The organism is Suilimivivens aceti (genome assembly GCF_025567405.1).
GTDB classification, from domain to species: Bacteria; Bacillota; Clostridia; order Lachnospirales; family Lachnospiraceae; genus Suilimivivens; species Suilimivivens aceti.
In genome coordinates this window covers 345,022-363,353 of sequence record NZ_JAOQKJ010000002.1, presented here as the reverse complement: position 1 = coordinate 363,353, position 18,332 = coordinate 345,022, and the positions used below count along the sequence as shown (strand labels likewise).

The following is an 18,332-nucleotide window of genomic DNA, read 5'->3' as shown; positions in this document are numbered from 1 at the left end:
TGAATTTCCCGGCAAGGAGAGCAGATGGAAACAAATGATCTTACAGCGAAGAATTTTGAAACATATCCGGATGTAGCAGCTGATATTATTAATGTACTAATATATGAGGGACTGCAGAGGACAAATAAGGACAGCCTTCTGGCATCACCGACAGAGACCGTATATCAGGGAAGAGAAAATCTGAGGAACCAGTTAGAAGACGTAGCCAAGTATGAAATGCATGATGGGCGGGTGACGATGCAGTACCTGTTTGCCAATCAGACAAGACTGGATTCCAAGATGATATTCCGGAAGGCAGGTTATGTTGGCAGTGCATATCGTGAACAGTACGATGGTAAAGTGAAAGACGTTTATCCGGTAGTCGAAATTGTTTTATACTGGGGAGAGGGATCATGGAAGCAGAACAGAAGCATTTACGAAATGTTTCAGAGCAGAAATTATCCCGGAAAAGTACTGAGTTATATAGATGATTTGAAACTGCATGTATTTGAAATGAGAAAACTGCCGAAGGAAATAAGAAACTTATTTCAGAGTGATATGCGTATTGTGGTGGATTACCTGGCTGAGGGCAATGGATATAGATCCGATCAGAAAGTGGTGCATAAGGAAGCGCTGATTAAGCTTCTGAGAACTTTATCAGGAGAAGAACATGTAGAGAATACTATAGAGCAGTTACAGAAAATGGGTGTAAAAGAGGAGGATGAGATTACCGTGTGCGAATTATTTGAGCAATATACCAGACAGGGAAGACAGGAAGGAATAAAGGAAGGAATAAAAGAAGGAATACAGGCACTGATAGTGACTTGCAAGGAACTGGGTGCAGACTTTGACAAAACTGAGGATAAGGTGAAACAACGGTTTCATTTGTCAGATGCGGATGCTGCAGAGAATATGAGGTTGTACTGGTAGGTAATATCAGAGAATCTTTTTTGATTGACTTTGAACATTTCTTGAATTATTATACTCATAAGAAAGTGAATTACGAGTTACTTTCTTATGAGTATAATGGTTTGGAGACAAGAAGATGAGTAGGTTTTATTGCCGTAAGGAGGAACTAAGAAAACTGAATAAACGTTATGCAGATGGTAAGTTTGAGTGTATTGTTATCTATGGCAGACGACGTGTTGGTAAAACTGCGCTGATTAACGAATTTTGTAAGGACAAACCAACGATTTTTTTCTCTGCGTTGAATACGACAGAAAAAGAAAATCTGGGAGCTCTTTCGAAGTCAATTATGAGTTTTGAACGTCCGGATATGGAGTCTGCACCTGAGTTCAGATCTTATGATGCTGCGCTGGATGAGCTGACAATACTTTCGAAAGAAAAACGAATCGTGTTTGTTATTGATGAATATCCCTATCTTGCCAAAGCGAAACCTGCTATTTCTGCAATGTTGCAGCACATCATTGACCATAAGTGGACAGAGACTAGGATGTATTTGATTCTTTGTGGTTCGTCCATGAGCTTCATGGAGAGTCAGGTGCTTGGAAAGGAAAGCCCGTTGTATGGTAGAAGAACTGGGCAGTTTAAGATAAAGCCACTGGATTATAAAGAAACATCAGTGTTCCATCCTGATTTATCTGTAGAGGATAATTCTCTGATTTACGGCATCACAGGAGGAGTACCTCATTATATTAACAAACTGGATGTGAAGGATAGTGTGGATGAAGCCTTACTGAGTAACTTTTTTGACCGATCCAGCTATTTGTATGAAGAACCAGGAAATCTGCTGAAGCAGGAACTCAGGGAACCGGCTGTTTACAATGCAATCATTAAAGCAATTGCTGAAGGAGCTTCACGGATGAATGATATTAAGACAAAAGTCGGCGAAGAGAATTCAGTAGTATCTAAATATCTTAAGACATTGATGGAACTTGGTATTGTAAAAAAAGAAACACCAATATCAGAAAAAGCAGGTAAGAAGACTATTTATTTGTTGGCAGACAATTTTTTTCGATTTTGGTATCGGTTTGTGCCTGCCAACATGAGTGCAATTGATTCAGGCAGGATTGCAAAGATCTATCCGCACGCTGTAAAACAATATCTTCCTGATTATATGGGACTGATATTTGAGAAGATGTGTCGGGATTATCTGCTTTATTATTCAGATAACCTTCCTGTTGAACTGAGTGAAATTGGTCAATGGTGGGGGACTGATCCGAATAAGAAAATGCAGATACAAATTGATATTGTAGGAACGCCTGTTGAGGGTAGGAACTATATTATTGGTTCGTGTAAGTACAGAAATGAGAAAATTGGAGTGGACGAACTTGAGTTAATCAGGGAGTATGCAGCTGCCTTTGGAAAGGGCAGCACCTATCATTACTATATTTTTTCAAAGGGTGGATTTACAGATGGCCTTCTTCAGGCAGAGGAGCGTGGAGAAGTTCATTTAATAACGCTGGGAGATCTCTATAAATAAATTATTTATTCAAGCATTAAAGTACAGACTTTGACAGAACTGAGGATCTTTTTTGTTGATTTTGAGGATTTCTTGAATTAATACACTCACAAGAAAATAACTTACGAGTTACTTTCTTGTGAGTGTATTGTTATCTATGACAGACATCGTGTTGGTAAAAATGCGTTGATTAATGAATTTTGAACGTCCGGATATGGAGTCTGCACCTGCGTTCAGGTCTTATGATGCTGCCCTGGATGAGCTGACAATACTTTCAAAAGTTGATGATATGACATGGTTTTATGAAAAGTTTATAGATAAGCTGATGTAGAAATGCATTTATAAATTAAATATTATAAAACGGTAAACTGACCAAAATATATTGCTGCTAAATGAAATGCTGATTAAGCTTCTGAGAACCTTATCCGGTGATAAGAATGTGGAAGATACGTTAGAATGTTTACAGAAGATGGGTGATGATTTCTCAAAATTCCGATAGATCATGCCAGCGAAACTCTGGCATTGAACTTTGACAAGTAAATATTATCCAAAACGGAAAAAATGGGCACAAAAAATAGACATAGGACTGTTGCTATTCCGAAAAATGAGGTATGATAACGGTAGGATCATGCTACATTCAAAATCAGCTTTTGCAGGGTGGATTCGAAAGGCAGATCCCAGGCATCCAGATGCTGTAGCATCAGGATATGATAGATGCGGTGTCTGCCGCTTTCTAATTGAAAGTCTATTTTCTCACGTTTGTTTGAACGTTCTGCTGATGTCCGGGCATTATATTCCAGTTTCCATTCTTTGCTGTCACGAGGCGGAAAATTAATCAGCCTTGCTTCATGTGTTCAGTTTTATCTTACCACATCAGGCCGAAATCCAGAATTAAAAATTTCACACACAGAAATTATAAAATTGTGCGTGAAATTATTGATTAATTTAATTTGAATGATATAATAAAATATAAGCACAAAAGTGAATTAAGTGTGTGTGGTTTTTAATAAAAGTTGGTGAATATGTGGATAAGAAAACTCTTTTAAAACAGGTAATTATAGAAAAGGGCGGTATTGCAAAAACATCAGATTTTGTTGCAGCTGGCATACCCGCTGTTGACGTTGTGAATCTTTGTAACACTGGGTACCTTGAACGCATTCGACACGGATACTATCAACTTGCCGATTGGGACACATCTTCTGAAGAACAACTCATTGCAACATTGATTCCAAAGGCAATCATTTGTGTGGAATCGGCTCTTTTTCATTATGGCTATAGTGACTTTGCACCTCGGAAATGGTCGATTGCTGTTCCGAGATCTATGTCTCGAACAAAATTGGATATAGATGCACTGGCATTGCAAACTTACTATGTGCAATCAGAAATATATGAACTGGGCAAAACAACTGCCGATTTTAACGGTGTCATACTTCCTGTATATGATCGAGAGCGTACAATCTGCGATTGCTTCAAATATCGTTCAAGACTGGACAATGAAATCTTCAACAAGGCGTTGAACGCCTATGTGAATGATTCGAAAAAAGACTTGAGAAACCTTTCTGAATATGCAAAGAAGTTAAGAGTACACAAAAAGGTTACTGAGTTGATGGAGGTGCTGCTGAATGACTGATACTGCTGCGTCCGTACTGACACGCTTAAAGAATAAAGGCAAGGAAACCGGGAGGAGCTACCAGCTTTGTCTGCAGCTTTTCTGCCAGGAAGAATTTCTCCGCAGGTTGGAGAAGTCCCAATATACAGAAAACCTTGTTCTAAAAGGTGGACTATTTATCTATTCCATTACCGGCTTTGACAGCCGTGTGACGGTAGATGTAGATTTCCTGCTCAGGAAAGTTCCAAATACACCGGAAAAACTGAAAAAAGTTTTGGAAGAGATCATTGCGACACAAACGGGAAATGATTTTGTGACATTTGAAATTACAAATGTTGCGCCTATTGCAGTGGCAAAAAAATATGCTGGTATTGGTGCTTCCTTAGTCGCAAGGATTAAGAATACCAAAACCCCATTCAGCATTGACTTTGGAGTGGGAGATGTCATTGTGCCAAATCAGGGAAAACACAAGATTCCGACCCAGCTGGCGGATTTTGCAGCTCCTATGGTAAACACATACTCTCTTGAAACAACTATTGCTGAAAAAATAGATGCTATTCTCAATCTGATGGAGTTTTCTAGTCGAATGAAGGATTACTATGATATTTATTATCTTGCCAATAAATTTGACTTTGATGGTGTTGTCTTAACCGAAGCTTTGAAAAAAACTTTTGAAAATCGTGGACATGTATTCACTGTTGAGCAGTTCGAACAAGTGATGGCTTTTGAGAATGACGAAGCTATGCAGAAAAAGTGGAAGGCATTTTGTCGAAAAATTGATACAAAAACCGATAGTTATAGTACCGTTCTGCGTACAATCAGATCCTTTTTGAGAAAGCCAATCGTGGCAGCAATCGACAAGAAGCCTTTTAATGAACTTTGGACTGCAACACGAAATACCTGGAGCCCGATTGATGGTTGAAATGATGGAAAATAGCGTCGAATTACCTTATTTTAGACATCTCCTTAATAGAGAGTATCAGAGACCATGTGGATGTTTATATCACAGGTTCCAATGCATATATGCTGTCAAGTGAGCTTGCAACGCTTTTGCAGAGTTTATGAAAACTGGCGGAATTCCGTATGTGGCAGTAATGAACCGAACGGATGATTGCGTTACTGAAGACAATTGCCAGGTATCTGGCAAGCATTATCGGTAGCCCGGTGTCTATGAAAAGTATAACCGATTATCTGACCTCAGCGGGCAGAAAAGTATCCCAAAACACAGTCAGCGATTATGTTGAAGCTCTGACAGAGTCCTTCATTTTTTATCTTGTTGAACGATTTGACATTGTGGGAAAGCAGCTCTTAAAGGTCAACAATAAGTTTTACATGGTAGATATGGGAATCAGAAACCACATTCTTTCAAGAAAACGATATGATCTGAAATCTGCACATGAGTGATATGGAAATTAGTCGAAAAAGCAGACTGATAGTAATAATCAGAAACTGGATGGAAAAAGTGTTACAGAATGTGATTCATTAAGTCTGGCGTGGGAATACTTTGCGCTTACGACTATAGAGAGATGCACGTGAAGCTTTACAAAATTTTTATAGATGAACTGATGTAGATGTGTGTTTATAAATTAAATATTATAAAACGATAAACTGACCAAAATATATTGCTGCTAAATGAAATGTATGATATGATATGTTTACAATTCAATGTAAGCATATATGAAATGATAAACAATATCATTGAGTCAGGTGTTCATTATTGAGCAGAATAAAAATTGATTTTTACCAAGGGAAGGATTTTTTCTGCTGCTGTCAGGCCAGTTCAGACTGGCGTCTAAATCTGAAATCTATGCTTATTTTCAAAAATATGTAAGCGGGAGATTTTAGAGGATTTTAAAATGGAAGGGTTATCTGTCATCATCTGAATTTCCCGGCAGGGAGAACAAATGGAAACAAATGATCTTACAGCGAAGAATTTTGAAACATATCCGGATGTAGCAGCTGATATTATTAATGTACTAATATATGAGGGAATGCAGAGGATAAATAAGGACAGCCTTCTGGCATCACCGACAGAGACTGTATATCAGGGAAGAGAAAAGCTGAAGAACCAGTTGGAAGATGTAGCCCGGTATGAAATACATGATGGACAGGTGACGATGCAGTACCTGTTTGCCAATCAGACAAGACGGGATTCCAAGATGATATTCCGGAAGGCAGGTTATATTGGCGGAGCATATCGTGAACAGTACGATGGCAAAGCGAAGGATGTTTATCCGGTAGTCGAAATTGTTTTATACTGGGGAGAAGGATCATGGAAGCAGAACAGAAGCATTTACGAAATGTTCCAGAGCAGAAATTATCCTGGAAAAGTACTGAGTTATATAGATGATTTGAAACTGCATGTATTTGAAATGAGAAAACTGCCAAAGGAAATAAGAAACTTATTTCAGAGCGATATGCGTATTGTGGTGGATTATCTGGCTGAGGGCAATGGATATAGATCCGATCAGAAAGTGGTGCATAAGGAAGCACTGATTAAGCTTCTGAGAACTTTATCCGGTGAAAAGAATGTGGAAGATACGTTAGAATGTTTGCAGAAAATGGGTGTAAAAGAGGAGGATGAGATTACCGTGTGCGAATTATTTGACCAATATACCAGACAGGGAATAAAGGAAGGAAGACAGGAAGGAATAAAGGAAGGGATAAAAGAAGGAATAAAAGAGGGAATACAGGCACTGATAGTGACTTGCAAGGAACTGGGTGCAGACTTTGACAAAACTGAGGACAAGGTGAAACAACGGTTTCATTTGTCAGATGCGGATGCTGCAGAGAATATGAGGTTGTACTGGTAGCAGAATAGAGTTACTTTCTTATGTGTATAATAAGTTGAAGTTACGAAAATGGGCAGATTCCTATGGAACGTATATTAAAAGAGGACAAAATCAAGAGAAACCTTAAAAAATAAAGGATTGAATGATTGAAGTCCTTTTTTTGTACCAATTTGAGGTAATTCGAAGCTAAGTTTGCAAAACGGAACTCAAAGTTTCTATTTACCGCATTCAAAAAATAAACTATAATAAAATCCATAATGTTGATGATAAGCACAATTTAGAAAGATAAAATGTTGATTGAAAACATTAAACGGAATAAAAAATGTTGATTAGAGGTCTTTATGCTGAAAAGAAAAGCGACAGATTACATTAAAAACTGGATAAATACAAAAGACAGAAAATGCCTGGTTGTTCAGGGAGCCAGACAGACCGGAAAAACATACACCATCGAGCGGTTTGCAGAGGAAAATTTTGAGGAACTGCTTGAAATTAATTTTAAGCAGATGCCTTCCGCAATGGATATTTTTGCCGGAGATCTTACCGTAGACAACATGATTATGGCTATGCGTTTTCGATTTCCTGAAAAGAAAATTATTCCGGGGAAAACTTTGATTTTTCTGGATGAAATTCAGGAATGTCAGGAAGCAATTACATCACTCAAGTTCTGGGCAATAGATAACAGGTATGATGTCATTACATCAGGATCGCTTCTGGGAATCGACTATAAACGTGCATCTTCTTATCCTGTTGGGTATGTTGATTATCTGAAAATATACGGGATGGATTTCGAAGAATTTCTTTGGGGAATGGGGATTTCCGAAGATATGATAGTGAAATTTTGTGGATATTTGCACTCAAAAACAGTGATACCTGAGGCAATTCATTCACAGATGATGAATTACTTCAGACAGTATGTTGCAACGGGTGGTATGCCGGAAGTGGTACAGAAGTATATAGATACGAAGGATTTCAGAGAAGTTGACAGTGTTCAAAGAAATCTTTTACAGGGATATCAATATGATATAGCACATTATGCAACCGCTGAAGAAAAGGTGAAAGCAGAGAAGTGCTATCTTTCACTTGCAAAGCAGCTGTTAGATAAGGAGAATCATAAATTTCAATATAAAGAAATTGAGCATGGTGGAAGGGCACAAAAATATTATTCAAGTGTTGAATGGCTGGTTCGGGCAGATATGGTGCAATTATGTAAACTTGTGACAGATGTCAGATTTGACTTGGATGATTATGTAAGAGATGATTTTTTCAGGGCATATACAACCGATTTATCACTGCTGATGGCGATGAAGGATTTTTCTTTAAAACAGCATATTGTGGAAAACACATTAACAGGAAACTCAAAAGGTGGTATTTACGAATGTGCAATAGCTGATGCTCTTTATAAGAAGGGATATCCAATCTATTTCTATAAAAATAAGACAACGAAAAGAGAAGTTGATGTTATCATCCAGAAAGACGGGAGCGTGGTTCCCATCGAAGTCAAGAGTGGAAATAACCGGGCGGATTCCTTAAAATGGTTGATGAAAAATAATAGAGATATATCTTACGGTTACAAATTTGTGGATGGTAATATAGATGTGAGCGAAGAGAGGATCGTAACGCTGCCATTGTATATGATTGCGTTTATTTAGCAGGATACTTGAGAGAGGAACAAACGGATGGATCATTTCGAACAGATCAACGAAACTTCCTACCTATCGGTACAGAATGCACCGGTATACCGGAAAATCATGAGATGCTTTTACCGGGAATATGAAAAGATGCATTTTCAACTATATAAAGAGGACGTTTTCAGGCTTTTAAAAGAGGATGAAGCATTTGACATGTATTCCATGGAGCAGCTGGTTCTGGATCTGGAAGCACTTGTAAAGTGGAAAAATCTTACGCCGATACAGGATCCGGGAAAGGTGTACACAATAGCGGATTACAAAAATAAGCAATATCGCTATACGATGTCGGAATACGCCGTGGAGATTGAACGTCTGACAGTACGTCTGGAAAATTTATTCCTGGAGTCAGGTAATCTGTCGATGAATTTCTTTGTCCGTCTGGAAAGAAGTCTGGATGAGACGGAGAACATGGAGAATGCAGAGCTTCGTACTGTGAATGAATGGTGGCAGACGCTGCAGGAAGATTTCAAGCGGCTCAACCAGAACTATCAGGATTATCTGCGGGACTTCTATTCCGGGAAAACGGAAAAACTGATGAAATCGGTGGAATTCATGGTTCATAAGGATAAATTTATCAAATATCTGAATGAATTTGTGCAGGAATTGCAGCGGCATTCCAAACGGATGGAGCAGCTGTTGGAAAAGAATACGGAGCGTATGGAGAATATGATTCTGGAGCGGGTCGTAGAAAGCGAACTAGATATTCCTCATGCACTGCTGGAAATACATGGTAATGCGGAACCAAGTGTCCGGGAAAATGTATATGGAAAATGGCATTCCCTGAAAAACTGGTTTGTGGACGGGCAGAGCCAGGAATGTGAAGCTAAAAAAGTATTGAAAATCACCAGTGATATCATACGCAATATTATTCAGAATGCGGCGTTGATCGTACAGGTCCAGAACTGGGGCATCAGTAGAAAAGATGATTATAAAAAGTTTCTGGAGCTGTTTTTGAAATGTGAGGATCTGGAGGAGGCTCATAAATTATCAGCTCATGTCTTTGGTGTGCAGCAGATCGAACATTATAAGACCAATTTTCCGAGAGAAGAAGACAGTATCAACAACAGTGTTTACCAGGAAGATCCCTCAATGTTTTTGCTGAAGCCTCACACGAGAGGGTATCGAGAGAAAAAAGACAGAACAGGATTTGCTGATAAATCATTGGAAAAGATGGCACAGCGGGAAAGCTACCTGCGCCTGGCACAGAGGCAGAAGGAAGTGGTACTCCGGTATATCAGGGAGCAGAAGATCCGGTTTGCAGAGATTGATGAAGTGGTTTCCGAAGACACAAGAGTCATTTTCCTGCAGTGGATCGCTCAGGCCAATATGAGTTCGGAAAAGACAGGGCGGACGGAATATGGGCAGGAGTATCGTCTGAAGAAAAAGGAAGGCAGTTGTGTCCTGAAATGCGAGGATGGAAATCTGAAAATGCCGGATTATATATTGGAGTTTAAATAAATATGAATGAAATCAGAACCTTAATGGAGAGATTCTGGATCTGCCGGGACAGTGACAAAGAGACTTTCTATAAAGTAAAGAGAGACATTCCGAACTTTCAACGATTTATCAGAGAACAACTGGGATGGAAGCTGATACATACAGAGAAGCTGTTAAAACTGGAAAAGAAGCCGGCACATGCAGAAGCATTTATGGGAATCAGCGAGTTTACGGACATTCGGGATTACTGCATACTATGTGTGGTACTGATGTATCTAGAGGATGCCGAGGAGGGTCGACAATTCCTGCTGTCGGAATTGATTGACTATGTGGAGACGCAGCTGAAAAATTACATGCCGGTGGATTGGACTTCTTTTACACAGAGGAAATCACTGGTGCGGGTATTGCAGTATATGGAACGGCTGCAGATGATCCGGGTATATGAAGGGAAAAGTGAATCCTTCAGTCAGGAAGCAGGGCAGGAAGTACTGTATGAAAATACAGGATATTCGAAATATTTTACCAGCAGCTTTACAACAGATATTTCCGGCTATGAATCCTTTAGAGATTTTGAAAAAACCGATTTTGAAGAAGTCCAGGAGAACAGAGGAGCCCGGCGTATTAACCGGGTATACAGACAGTTGGCGGTCTGCCCGGCACTTTATTGGGACAGTGCTGAAGATGCCGATGCCTTATATCTGAAAAATCAGAGGCAGTGGGTTGGCAGATATTTGCGGGAAAATATGGGTGGTAATCTGGATATTTACCGCAATGCAGCCTTTCTTACACTGGATGCAGATGACTGTTACGGAACCGTACATCCCCGGGATGCCCAGATCTCGGAAAGTGTCCTGATCGTTTGTTCAGAGATACAGAGGCAGCTGGCAGAGGAAAATTTGAAATTACAGGAAGATGAAAGTATTGTCATGACAATACAGGCGCTTTCCGGGATTATCATAAACTGCAGAAACAAGTGGAAGAATGCATGGAGCAAGGAATACTGTGAAATGGACGAAGACAGGCTTGTGGAAACTGTTTTAAAATATATGACAGACTGGATGATGGTGCGCTGTGAGGAGGAGTGGATCATCGTGCTGCCCGCTGTGGGCAGGCTGGCAGGACAGTATCCTTCTGATTACAAGGGAGACGGAGAAGAATGAACGAACGCTGGAAAATGAACCGGATCGGTTTTGTGAATTTCTGGTTATATGATGAAGAGGACTTTGAATTTGAGGATGGAAAATTGCTTCTGCGTGGGCAGAACGGTTCTGGAAAATCCATTACAACACAGAGCTTTATTCCGTTTGTACTGGATGGCGACCGTACACCCAGCCGTCTGGATCCTTTTGGATCCAGTGATCGCCGGATGGAATATTATTTTCTGGGAGAAGAGGGTAAGGAGGAGTCTACCGGCTATCTTTTCCTGGAACTTTGGAAAGAGGATTCCGGAGAGTATCGCACCATTGGAATCGGACAAAAAGCAAAGCGTGGGAAACCAATGGATTTCTGGGGCTTTGTGATTCTGGACGGACGCAGGGTAGGATATGATCTGTGGCTGTATAAGGAAGTGGGATCAAACAAAATTCCCAGGGATAAGCGGGAGATGAAAGCGGAACTGGGCGAAGATAATTTTTTTACAGACAGTCCGTCGGAATACAAGAAGCATGTCAACCAGTATATTTTCGGTTTCCGTAAGGAGGAGCAGTATGAGCAGTTTATCAAACTGCTTGTGAAGGTGCGTGCTCCCAAGCTTTCCAAGGAGTTTAAACCCACCAAAGTGTATGACATTCTGAATGATTCCCTGCAGACCTTGACGGACGAGGATCTGCGCCCTATGGTAGATGCCATGGAAAAGATGGATGAGATCCAGGACAGCCTGGAGATGCTCAATCGTGCCTTTGATGATGTGAAGATCATCCGCAATGAGTATACCCGTTACAATCAGTATATGCTGGCGAAAAAGGCTGTGGGTTACCTGAATAAGAAGCAGGAAGTGGAGAAAGAACAGGCAGTACTGGCAGAGCAGGAACAGCGGCAGAGTGAGGCACAGGAAGAACAGAGCAGGGCGGCACAGGATACGGAGAGACTTGCAGCGGAGAAAAAGCTGAAAGAAACGGAGCGCAGCGCGCTCCTTGATCCGGAACTCGAGGATGCAGACCGGAAGCTTGGAAAACTAAAGACAGAGCACAAGGAGGCTGTAGAAGGAGAACTTCGCTGGGAGAAAAAGATCGAAGATGGAAGAGAACGGATCCGGGAAGAGGAGACGACTCTGAAAAAGCTGGAGGAGCAGCTGGAACTCCGCCGGGATACCTTGAAGGAAAAACGGGAAGAACTGGAAGAACAGCAGGAGATCCTGCAATGGGAACATCATGAGAAGGCAAAAGAGAAAATCAGTCTGGAAGAATATAAAGAAAAAGATGAGATTGCAGAGTGGCTGCAGATATGGAAAAATCAACTGACAGCAGGAAGAACAGCGCTCAGACAGTATGAACTGATTTTAGGACAGTACGAGGAAGCTGCCAGTCGTCTGGAAGAGACAAAGAAGAAAAAAGCAGAGGAAGAACAGCATCTGGAAATGGCAGAAGAACAGGTGTCTGACAGAATTGATGCATGGATCACAGAGGTCTTTCACAGAGCGGAGTTATCCACAGAATGGCATCCGGAACGAGAAATTCTGCTGCGGGCAGAGCAAAAAGCAAGACAATACGAGACCGTAGCGGATGGTATGGAAATACAGCGGGATTTCCAGGCAGATTATGAAAGGCAGCGGCAGCTGCTTGTGGACGAAAAAAATGAGAAGCAGTATCAGCGGGAGATCAAGGAAGGAGACCTGAAAGAGATCTGCGGAAAGCTTAAGAAGATTCAGGAGCAGCAGGAACTGGAGCCGGAACGGGATGAGGCAGTCGAAAAATCCAGAGCATCCCTGGCACAGGCGGGGATCACAGCCGTTCCGTTTTACAGAACGGTAGAATTTGCAAAGGATCTGGAGGAAACAGTCTGTGCGAGACTGGAGGCACAATTACAGATGTCCGGAATACTCGATGCTTTGGTTGTTACGAGAGAGGATTTCGCCAAAATAAAAGCAGAGCATCCGGAATTTCTGGATGCTGTTTTGCAGACAGACGGATCGGGCAGCAGCCAATTCTCCAAATTGACAGTAAGTGATGATCTGCCACAGGAATTAAGAACCCAGGTGCAGGAAATCCTCAGCAATATTTATGAAGAGGAAGGAAAGACACAGGGAATCTGTTTCGGCGCGGACGGCAGCTTCCGGCAGGGAATCTTAGCTGGTAAAGCAGATAAGCAGGCTGCTGAATATGTGGGATACCTGGCGAGAAAACGTAGAAAAGAACAGAAAATCCGGGAATTGCAGGAACAGGTAGAAAGTACCGGCAGGATCATAGAAGGCTTGAATTCCGAAATCGCGCAATTACAGGAACGCATGGAAAGATTACAGGTGGAATACCGGGAGATTCCTGATTTTTCGGAGATTCAGACCGCATTGTCAGAGAAAAGAGAACTGGAACGTATTCTGGAGGTGCTGGAGAATGAATATCTGAAACAGAAGGATCAGGAGCATAGACTTTCCGAACAGAAGAACCGGCAATATCAGGAGGTATTGAAGCTTTGTAAAATGCTGCCCTATGGCAGAACGGCAGAGGCGTATGAGGAAGCCTGCAATGCCGTAGAAGAATATGGAAGGATATGGCAGAGCACAAGGCAGGAATTGCTGCATATACAGACGGAACAGATCAACTGCCGGGACAGAAAAGAACGGATAGAGCAATATCAGGAGGATCTGGAGGAAGCCTATACGGAAAAAAGGACTTACAGTACCCGTGCAAAAGCCTGTGAGATCCAGATCCGCCAGCTGGAAGAGTATTTGATGAGTCCGGAGCTGCAGGAAAAGGCAAATCGGCTGAAACGTTTGAAGGAGGAACTGGATCAGATCAACGGGGAACTGGAGAATCTGAAGCTTCTGGGGGCAACCTTGAAAGAGAGATTAGAGACATTACAAAAAGACCTCCCGCAACAAAAAGAAAAGCTGCAACGGTTCATTATAGAAGAAACCACACTCAGAAATTATTTTGAAGAAGAACTTGATCTGAAACTGATCCTGAACCGGGAAGGACGGACAGTCTATGAATGTGCCAGAGAAGCGGTGAAAATATTGCGGGAAAGTGATAGAAACAGGGAACCCGGGGAACTGCTTCAGGCATTACATACTGTATATCTGAAGCATAACGGAAGTCTTGCAAGCTATGGAACAGCCATGGAAGAGTGCTTTGGTGATACGGGGAACATAGATGCTGTACGTAAGCGGGTACGGATTCTCTCTACCTGGAATGGAAAAAAGGTATATCTGGAAGAGTTTTACAATATTCTGAAGGCTGCAATCGAAGAGACAGAACTGCTGATACAGAAAAAGGACAGGGAGCTTTTCGAAGATATCCTATCCCAGACGATCAGCCAGCAGCTTACGGACCGCATAGCAGAGAGCAGAAAGTGGGCGAAGGATATGTCTAAGCTCATGCAGGAAATCGATACCTCTATGGGACTTCGTTTTTCACTGGAATGGAGACCCTGCAAAGCCGACAATGACAAAGAACTGGATACAGCGGATCTGGAGCAGATCCTTCTACGCGACCGGGAACTGCTTACCCTGGATGATATTGAGAAAGTAGCAGGTCATTTCCGCAGCAAGATACGTGCAGAAAAGACAAAGCTGGAAGAGACGGGAACGATTATCAATTACATGGAGCTGGTAAGAGATGCTTTGGACTACCGGAAATGGTTTGAATTCCAGATGTTTTTCCGGCGTGGAGAAGAGACAAAAAAGCCACTGACCAATGCTGCGTTTAACAGGTTCAGCGGAGGCGAAAAAGCAATGGCTATGTATGTACCGCTGTTCGGAGCGGTAAATGCGCAGTACAAAAAGGCAGAGAATAAAGACCATCCCAGGATTATTGCACTGGATGAGGCATTTGCCGGTGTTGATGACAAGAATATCAAAAGTATGTTTGAACTGGTTCATAAGCTGGATTTCGATTATATCATGAATTCCCAGGCACTGTGGGGATGCTTTGAAACGGTAAAGGGTCTCAGGATCGCAGAGCTGCATCGACCGGAGAACTCTCAGGTGGTATCGGTAATCCGGTATACATGGAACGGACATGAGAGGATTTTGGATGAACAATAATGAAGCATGTGCGGCATATTTTAAAGAAAATCCGGCGTACCAAAGGTGCTTTTCGGAATTTGAAAAGAAATGGAATTCTTACGGAAGAGTAACAGGAATCATTACACTGAAAAATACCTTCGAAGAAGAGCGGAGAGCTATAGGCGGAATACTGGGCAAGACATTTTATGAAGATACCGTGCGTTTTTCTTTTATAGAATTTGAAAAAGGACTGCAATGCACAAAATTTGCTCCTGTAAATTTTGAAGAAGTACTGGAAGTATATTTTGGCAGAAAAATGATAACCACGCAGGAAAAACAGAGAGAGGCAGAGCGGGAAAAGACAGAATTTTTTGAAAATGTGAAGAACTGTCTGACAGAGTGTGCAGATCCGGATTCAGCTGGTGTTTCCTGGCTTCGGGAAATGTTTTTTCAAAAAAAGTATGGCTATCAGACAGTAATCAGAGAATATGGAAGAGACAGAGAAAAGACAGAAAAACTACTGAAAACCGTGGGAAAGGCACTTCTTTTGCTGGAAGATATTCGAGAGACGGAGGAGGAATATCCGCTGGCGGTATTTTCCGCAGAAATATCCGGCAATCCTCATTACTTTGATCAGGGAACTACTGCGGGGCAATTATTAGTCCATGGAATGTGCTATGCTGCGCAGACAGATTATCCGGAAAATGCCCATCAATGGAGAGAATTACTGCTGTCTGGCGGAATTGTGCCGGATAATATCTCTTCTATCGTGCATATTTATGGATTGCGACTACAGGTTCGCGGCGAATGGCACCCGGCATACGATGCCTTTTGCAGGAGGCAGGAGCCCTGTGCTGTAACCATGGAAAATCTGCAGGAGCTGACAGCGGTACAGCCGACAGGGGACAAGGTTTATATTGTAGAAAATGAGATGGTGTTCAGCTATCTGCTAAAGCATCTGGAACAAAAGAAGGTAACGTTACTATGTACCTCCGGCCAGCTGCGGAGTGCTGCCGTGAAACTGATACCCTTTTTGCTGGATAGCGGAGCGGAAATCTACTATAGCGGCGATACTGATCCGGATGGGATCCGGATCGCCGACAGACTTTGGAAAAAGTATGGAGACCGGATTCATGTGTGGAGAATGTCAGAGGAGGATTACGTGAAAAGCCTTTCGGAGGAAGAAATTGGAAATGTATCCATAAAAAAGCTGGAAACTGTTGAGAATCCTGTTCTTCGTAAGACAGCAAAAGAGGTAAGAAAGAAGAAAAGGGCAGGGTATCAGGAGAATATATTAAAAGATCTGCTGGAAGATATGGAGCTTGAAAGGCCAAGCCGGAAGCAATGAAGGTAAAGAGTGCTGGAATTTACTGTATTTCTGAAATTGGATCATAGTCACATCTCTGCTTGTAATAGACACATTTTTATGATAAATTGTAAATTAATAGGGGAAAATCAAATATCATCTGACAGTATTTCAAAAAGGGGAACGAAATGACAAGTGAGAGAAATAACAGACTGTTAAATGCGAAGCTAAACAAGTATATTGTTCCGGGCATTATGATGTCACTGGCACTTCAGCTCGGGAACATAGTGGACACGATCTTTGTAAGTAATCTGATCGGTGTGGAAGCAATGTCTGCAGTTACGATGAGCCTTCCGGTTGAAACCATTGTGCAGCTTACCGGATACTGCCTTGGTATTGGTGGTTCCATAGCAGTGGGCAATATGCTTGGTAAGCGTGATAAAGAAAGTGCATCGAAGCTGTTTTCTGTTACATTTCTGGTGACGCTTCTGGTGGGACTTGTTTTTTCTGTCTGTGCGTTTCCGCTGGCAGGACCGATTGCAAGGCTCCTGGTACCTGGCGGCGGTGCTTTGGCAGACTATACAGGAGATTATATCCGTGTCAGCATGCTCGGTGCACCGGTGATCGGAATTGGCCTTATGATGGTCAATTATCTGGGTGTTGAGAATCATCCTGAGCTTGCATCTGCCTATCTTATCATTGCCAATGTCATTAACCTTATTCTTGATTATATTTTCCTTCGATTCACGCCACTTGGGATTACAGGTGCGTCGTTATCTACAGTGCTTGGCTTTCTGCTGGCAATGTTTGTTTTCCTGCTTTATATCCGTTCCGATAAAAGGAATATACGTTTTGTCAGGCTGAAGGCAAAGGACTTTGGGGTTCTTAGGGAAGCCGTTATTACGGGTGTGCCTATGCTTGTTTTCATGGCAACGAATTTTATCAAGGCACTTGGTCTTAATACGATCATTATCAATCAGATCGGAGAAGAGGGCATGGCGGTATTTACCGTCTGCGATAACGTACTGCTGATCGTTGAAATGCTGACAGGTGGAATCATTGGTGTGATCCCCAATGTAGCCGGGATCCTATTTGGCGAAAAGGATTATGTGGGGATCAGGGTTCTGTGTAATAAAATGCTGAAATACAGTTACATCGTCCTGGCAGTGATATTCGCAGTTATCATGGCATTTACAGAACAGATTACGATCCTGTTTGGAAGCGGCGGCGGAGAGCTTGGCAAACAGATGGTGGATGCACTTCGTATTTTTGCCATCTGTGTAATGCCGTATCTCTGGAATAAATTTATTGTGAGCTATTATGAAACGATAGAGGAAACAGCCATAGCAAGCTTCGTTACCTTCCTTGAAAATGCGGTTGTGGTTCTGCCTGCGACCTTTGCCGGAATTCTGATCTGGAAGCAGATTGACGGGATCGGTATTGATGGAATTGCCATAGGATTTGTTGCCACAGAGCTCATTACGGTGATCGCAGCATGGATCTTCAGAAAGATCAAACACAAGAACTCCAGCTTTTATATTGTTCCTGACCAAAATCCCGGAACCAATCTGGATTTTTCCATTAAAAGCACTATGGAGGAGGCACAGGCTGTTCCTGTAAAGATCATGGAGTTCTGCAAGGAAAATGGAGTATCTGGAAATAAAGCCAATCTGGCAGCGGTATGTGCCGAGGAGATGACCGTAAATATCATCAAATTTGGTGGGAAAACCTCCAACTGGATCGATATCAATCTCTGTCTGGAGGATGATCTGTGCAGACTGAGGATCAGGGATAACGGAGTTAACTTTAATCCATTGGAATACAGCCATGACAGTGATGAATTTGATATCCACGGAATAGAGCTTGTGAAAAAGATTTCCAGATCTATGGACTATATACGCACGATTGATATGAATAATACTATAATATCATTTTAAG

General features: G+C 41.8%; 13 protein-coding genes. All 13 read left to right on the top strand.

Annotated features, from left to right (window positions below):
* The first annotated feature begins 24 nt into the window (after positions 1-24).
* The 13 genes from OCV77_RS03425 (at position 25) to OCV77_RS03365 (ending at position 18,331) form a co-directional block, all read left to right on the top strand.
* Positions 25-909 carry an Rpn family recombination-promoting nuclease/putative transposase gene (locus tag OCV77_RS03425; RefSeq protein ID WP_262573344.1) on the top strand — a complete coding sequence of 295 codons (885 nt, stop codon included), beginning with the start codon at positions 25-27 and terminating at the stop codon, positions 907-909.
* A gap of 115 nt (positions 910-1,024) precedes the next feature.
* The gene (locus OCV77_RS03420) at positions 1,025-2,422 is read left to right on the top strand and encodes an ATP-binding protein (protein ID WP_262573342.1); all 1,398 of its coding nucleotides are present in this window, start codon (positions 1,025-1,027) and stop codon (positions 2,420-2,422) included.
* A 172-nt stretch (positions 2,423-2,594) separates the two neighbouring features.
* Entirely contained in the window at positions 2,595-2,732 is a 138-nt protein-coding gene (locus OCV77_RS03415; RefSeq protein WP_262573340.1) for a hypothetical protein, read from the top strand.
* A 663-nt stretch (positions 2,733-3,395) separates the two neighbouring features.
* Complete coding sequence (locus OCV77_RS03410) at positions 3,396-4,031, top strand: type IV toxin-antitoxin system AbiEi family antitoxin domain-containing protein (RefSeq protein ID WP_262573338.1); 636 nt, start codon at positions 3,396-3,398, stop codon at positions 4,029-4,031.
* Positions 4,024-4,932 (top strand): nucleotidyl transferase AbiEii/AbiGii toxin family protein, encoded by a 909-nt coding sequence (locus OCV77_RS03405; protein ID WP_262573337.1) that lies wholly within the window; start codon positions 4,024-4,026, stop codon positions 4,930-4,932. The genes OCV77_RS03410 and OCV77_RS03405 overlap by 8 nt, the downstream gene beginning before the upstream one ends.
* Before the next feature lie 185 nt (positions 4,933-5,117).
* Positions 5,118-5,414, top strand: coding sequence for a DUF4143 domain-containing protein (locus OCV77_RS03400; protein ID WP_262573336.1), 297 nt, complete (start codon positions 5,118-5,120; stop codon positions 5,412-5,414).
* A 500-nt stretch (positions 5,415-5,914) separates the two neighbouring features.
* A complete protein-coding gene (locus OCV77_RS03395; protein ID WP_262573334.1) occupies positions 5,915-6,823 on the top strand; it encodes an Rpn family recombination-promoting nuclease/putative transposase in 909 nt (302 codons plus the stop codon).
* 320 nt (positions 6,824-7,143) lie between these two features.
* The gene (locus tag OCV77_RS03390; protein WP_262573333.1) at positions 7,144-8,451 is read left to right on the top strand and encodes an ATP-binding protein; all 1,308 of its coding nucleotides are present in this window, start codon (positions 7,144-7,146) and stop codon (positions 8,449-8,451) included.
* Between the two features lie 27 nt (positions 8,452-8,478).
* Positions 8,479-9,948: a TIGR02677 family protein gene (locus OCV77_RS03385; protein WP_262573331.1), complete on the top strand. Its 1,470-nt coding sequence runs from the start codon at positions 8,479-8,481 to the stop codon at positions 9,946-9,948.
* Positions 9,949-9,950: 2 nt separating this feature from the next.
* Positions 9,951-11,087, top strand: a complete 1,137-nt coding sequence (locus OCV77_RS03380) for a TIGR02678 family protein (protein WP_262573330.1) — start codon at positions 9,951-9,953, stop codon at positions 11,085-11,087.
* The gene (locus tag OCV77_RS03375; RefSeq protein ID WP_262573328.1) at positions 11,084-15,127 is read left to right on the top strand and encodes a TIGR02680 family protein; all 4,044 of its coding nucleotides are present in this window, start codon (positions 11,084-11,086) and stop codon (positions 15,125-15,127) included. Before OCV77_RS03380 ends, OCV77_RS03375 begins: the two co-directional genes overlap by 4 nt.
* Positions 15,117-16,436: a TIGR02679 family protein gene (locus OCV77_RS03370; protein WP_262573327.1), complete on the top strand. Its 1,320-nt coding sequence runs from the start codon at positions 15,117-15,119 to the stop codon at positions 16,434-16,436. Before OCV77_RS03375 ends, OCV77_RS03370 begins: the two co-directional genes overlap by 11 nt.
* Before the next feature lie 146 nt (positions 16,437-16,582).
* Entirely contained in the window at positions 16,583-18,331 is a 1,749-nt protein-coding gene (locus OCV77_RS03365; RefSeq protein WP_262573326.1) for an MATE family efflux transporter, read from the top strand.
* Position 18,332 lies beyond the last annotated feature (1 nt).

Coding starts and splice junctions, on each gene's coding strand:
- OCV77_RS03425 (WP_262573344.1), top strand. CDS start 25: ATGGAAACAAATGATCTTACAGCGAAGAATTTTGAAACATATCCGGAT.
- OCV77_RS03420 (WP_262573342.1), top strand. CDS start 1,025: ATGAGTAGGTTTTATTGCCGTAAGGAGGAACTAAGAAAACTGAATAAA.
- OCV77_RS03415 (WP_262573340.1), top strand. CDS start 2,595: ATGAATTTTGAACGTCCGGATATGGAGTCTGCACCTGCGTTCAGGTCT.
- OCV77_RS03405 (WP_262573337.1), top strand. CDS start 4,024: ATGACTGATACTGCTGCGTCCGTACTGACACGCTTAAAGAATAAAGGC.
- OCV77_RS03400 (WP_262573336.1), top strand. CDS start 5,118: ATGATTGCGTTACTGAAGACAATTGCCAGGTATCTGGCAAGCATTATC.
- OCV77_RS03395 (WP_262573334.1), top strand. CDS start 5,915: ATGGAAACAAATGATCTTACAGCGAAGAATTTTGAAACATATCCGGAT.
- OCV77_RS03390 (WP_262573333.1), top strand. CDS start 7,144: ATGCTGAAAAGAAAAGCGACAGATTACATTAAAAACTGGATAAATACA.
- OCV77_RS03385 (WP_262573331.1), top strand. CDS start 8,479: ATGGATCATTTCGAACAGATCAACGAAACTTCCTACCTATCGGTACAG.
- OCV77_RS03380 (WP_262573330.1), top strand. CDS start 9,951: ATGAATGAAATCAGAACCTTAATGGAGAGATTCTGGATCTGCCGGGAC.
- OCV77_RS03375 (WP_262573328.1), top strand. CDS start 11,084: ATGAACGAACGCTGGAAAATGAACCGGATCGGTTTTGTGAATTTCTGG.
- OCV77_RS03370 (WP_262573327.1), top strand. CDS start 15,117: ATGAACAATAATGAAGCATGTGCGGCATATTTTAAAGAAAATCCGGCG.
- OCV77_RS03365 (WP_262573326.1), top strand. CDS start 16,583: ATGACAAGTGAGAGAAATAACAGACTGTTAAATGCGAAGCTAAACAAG.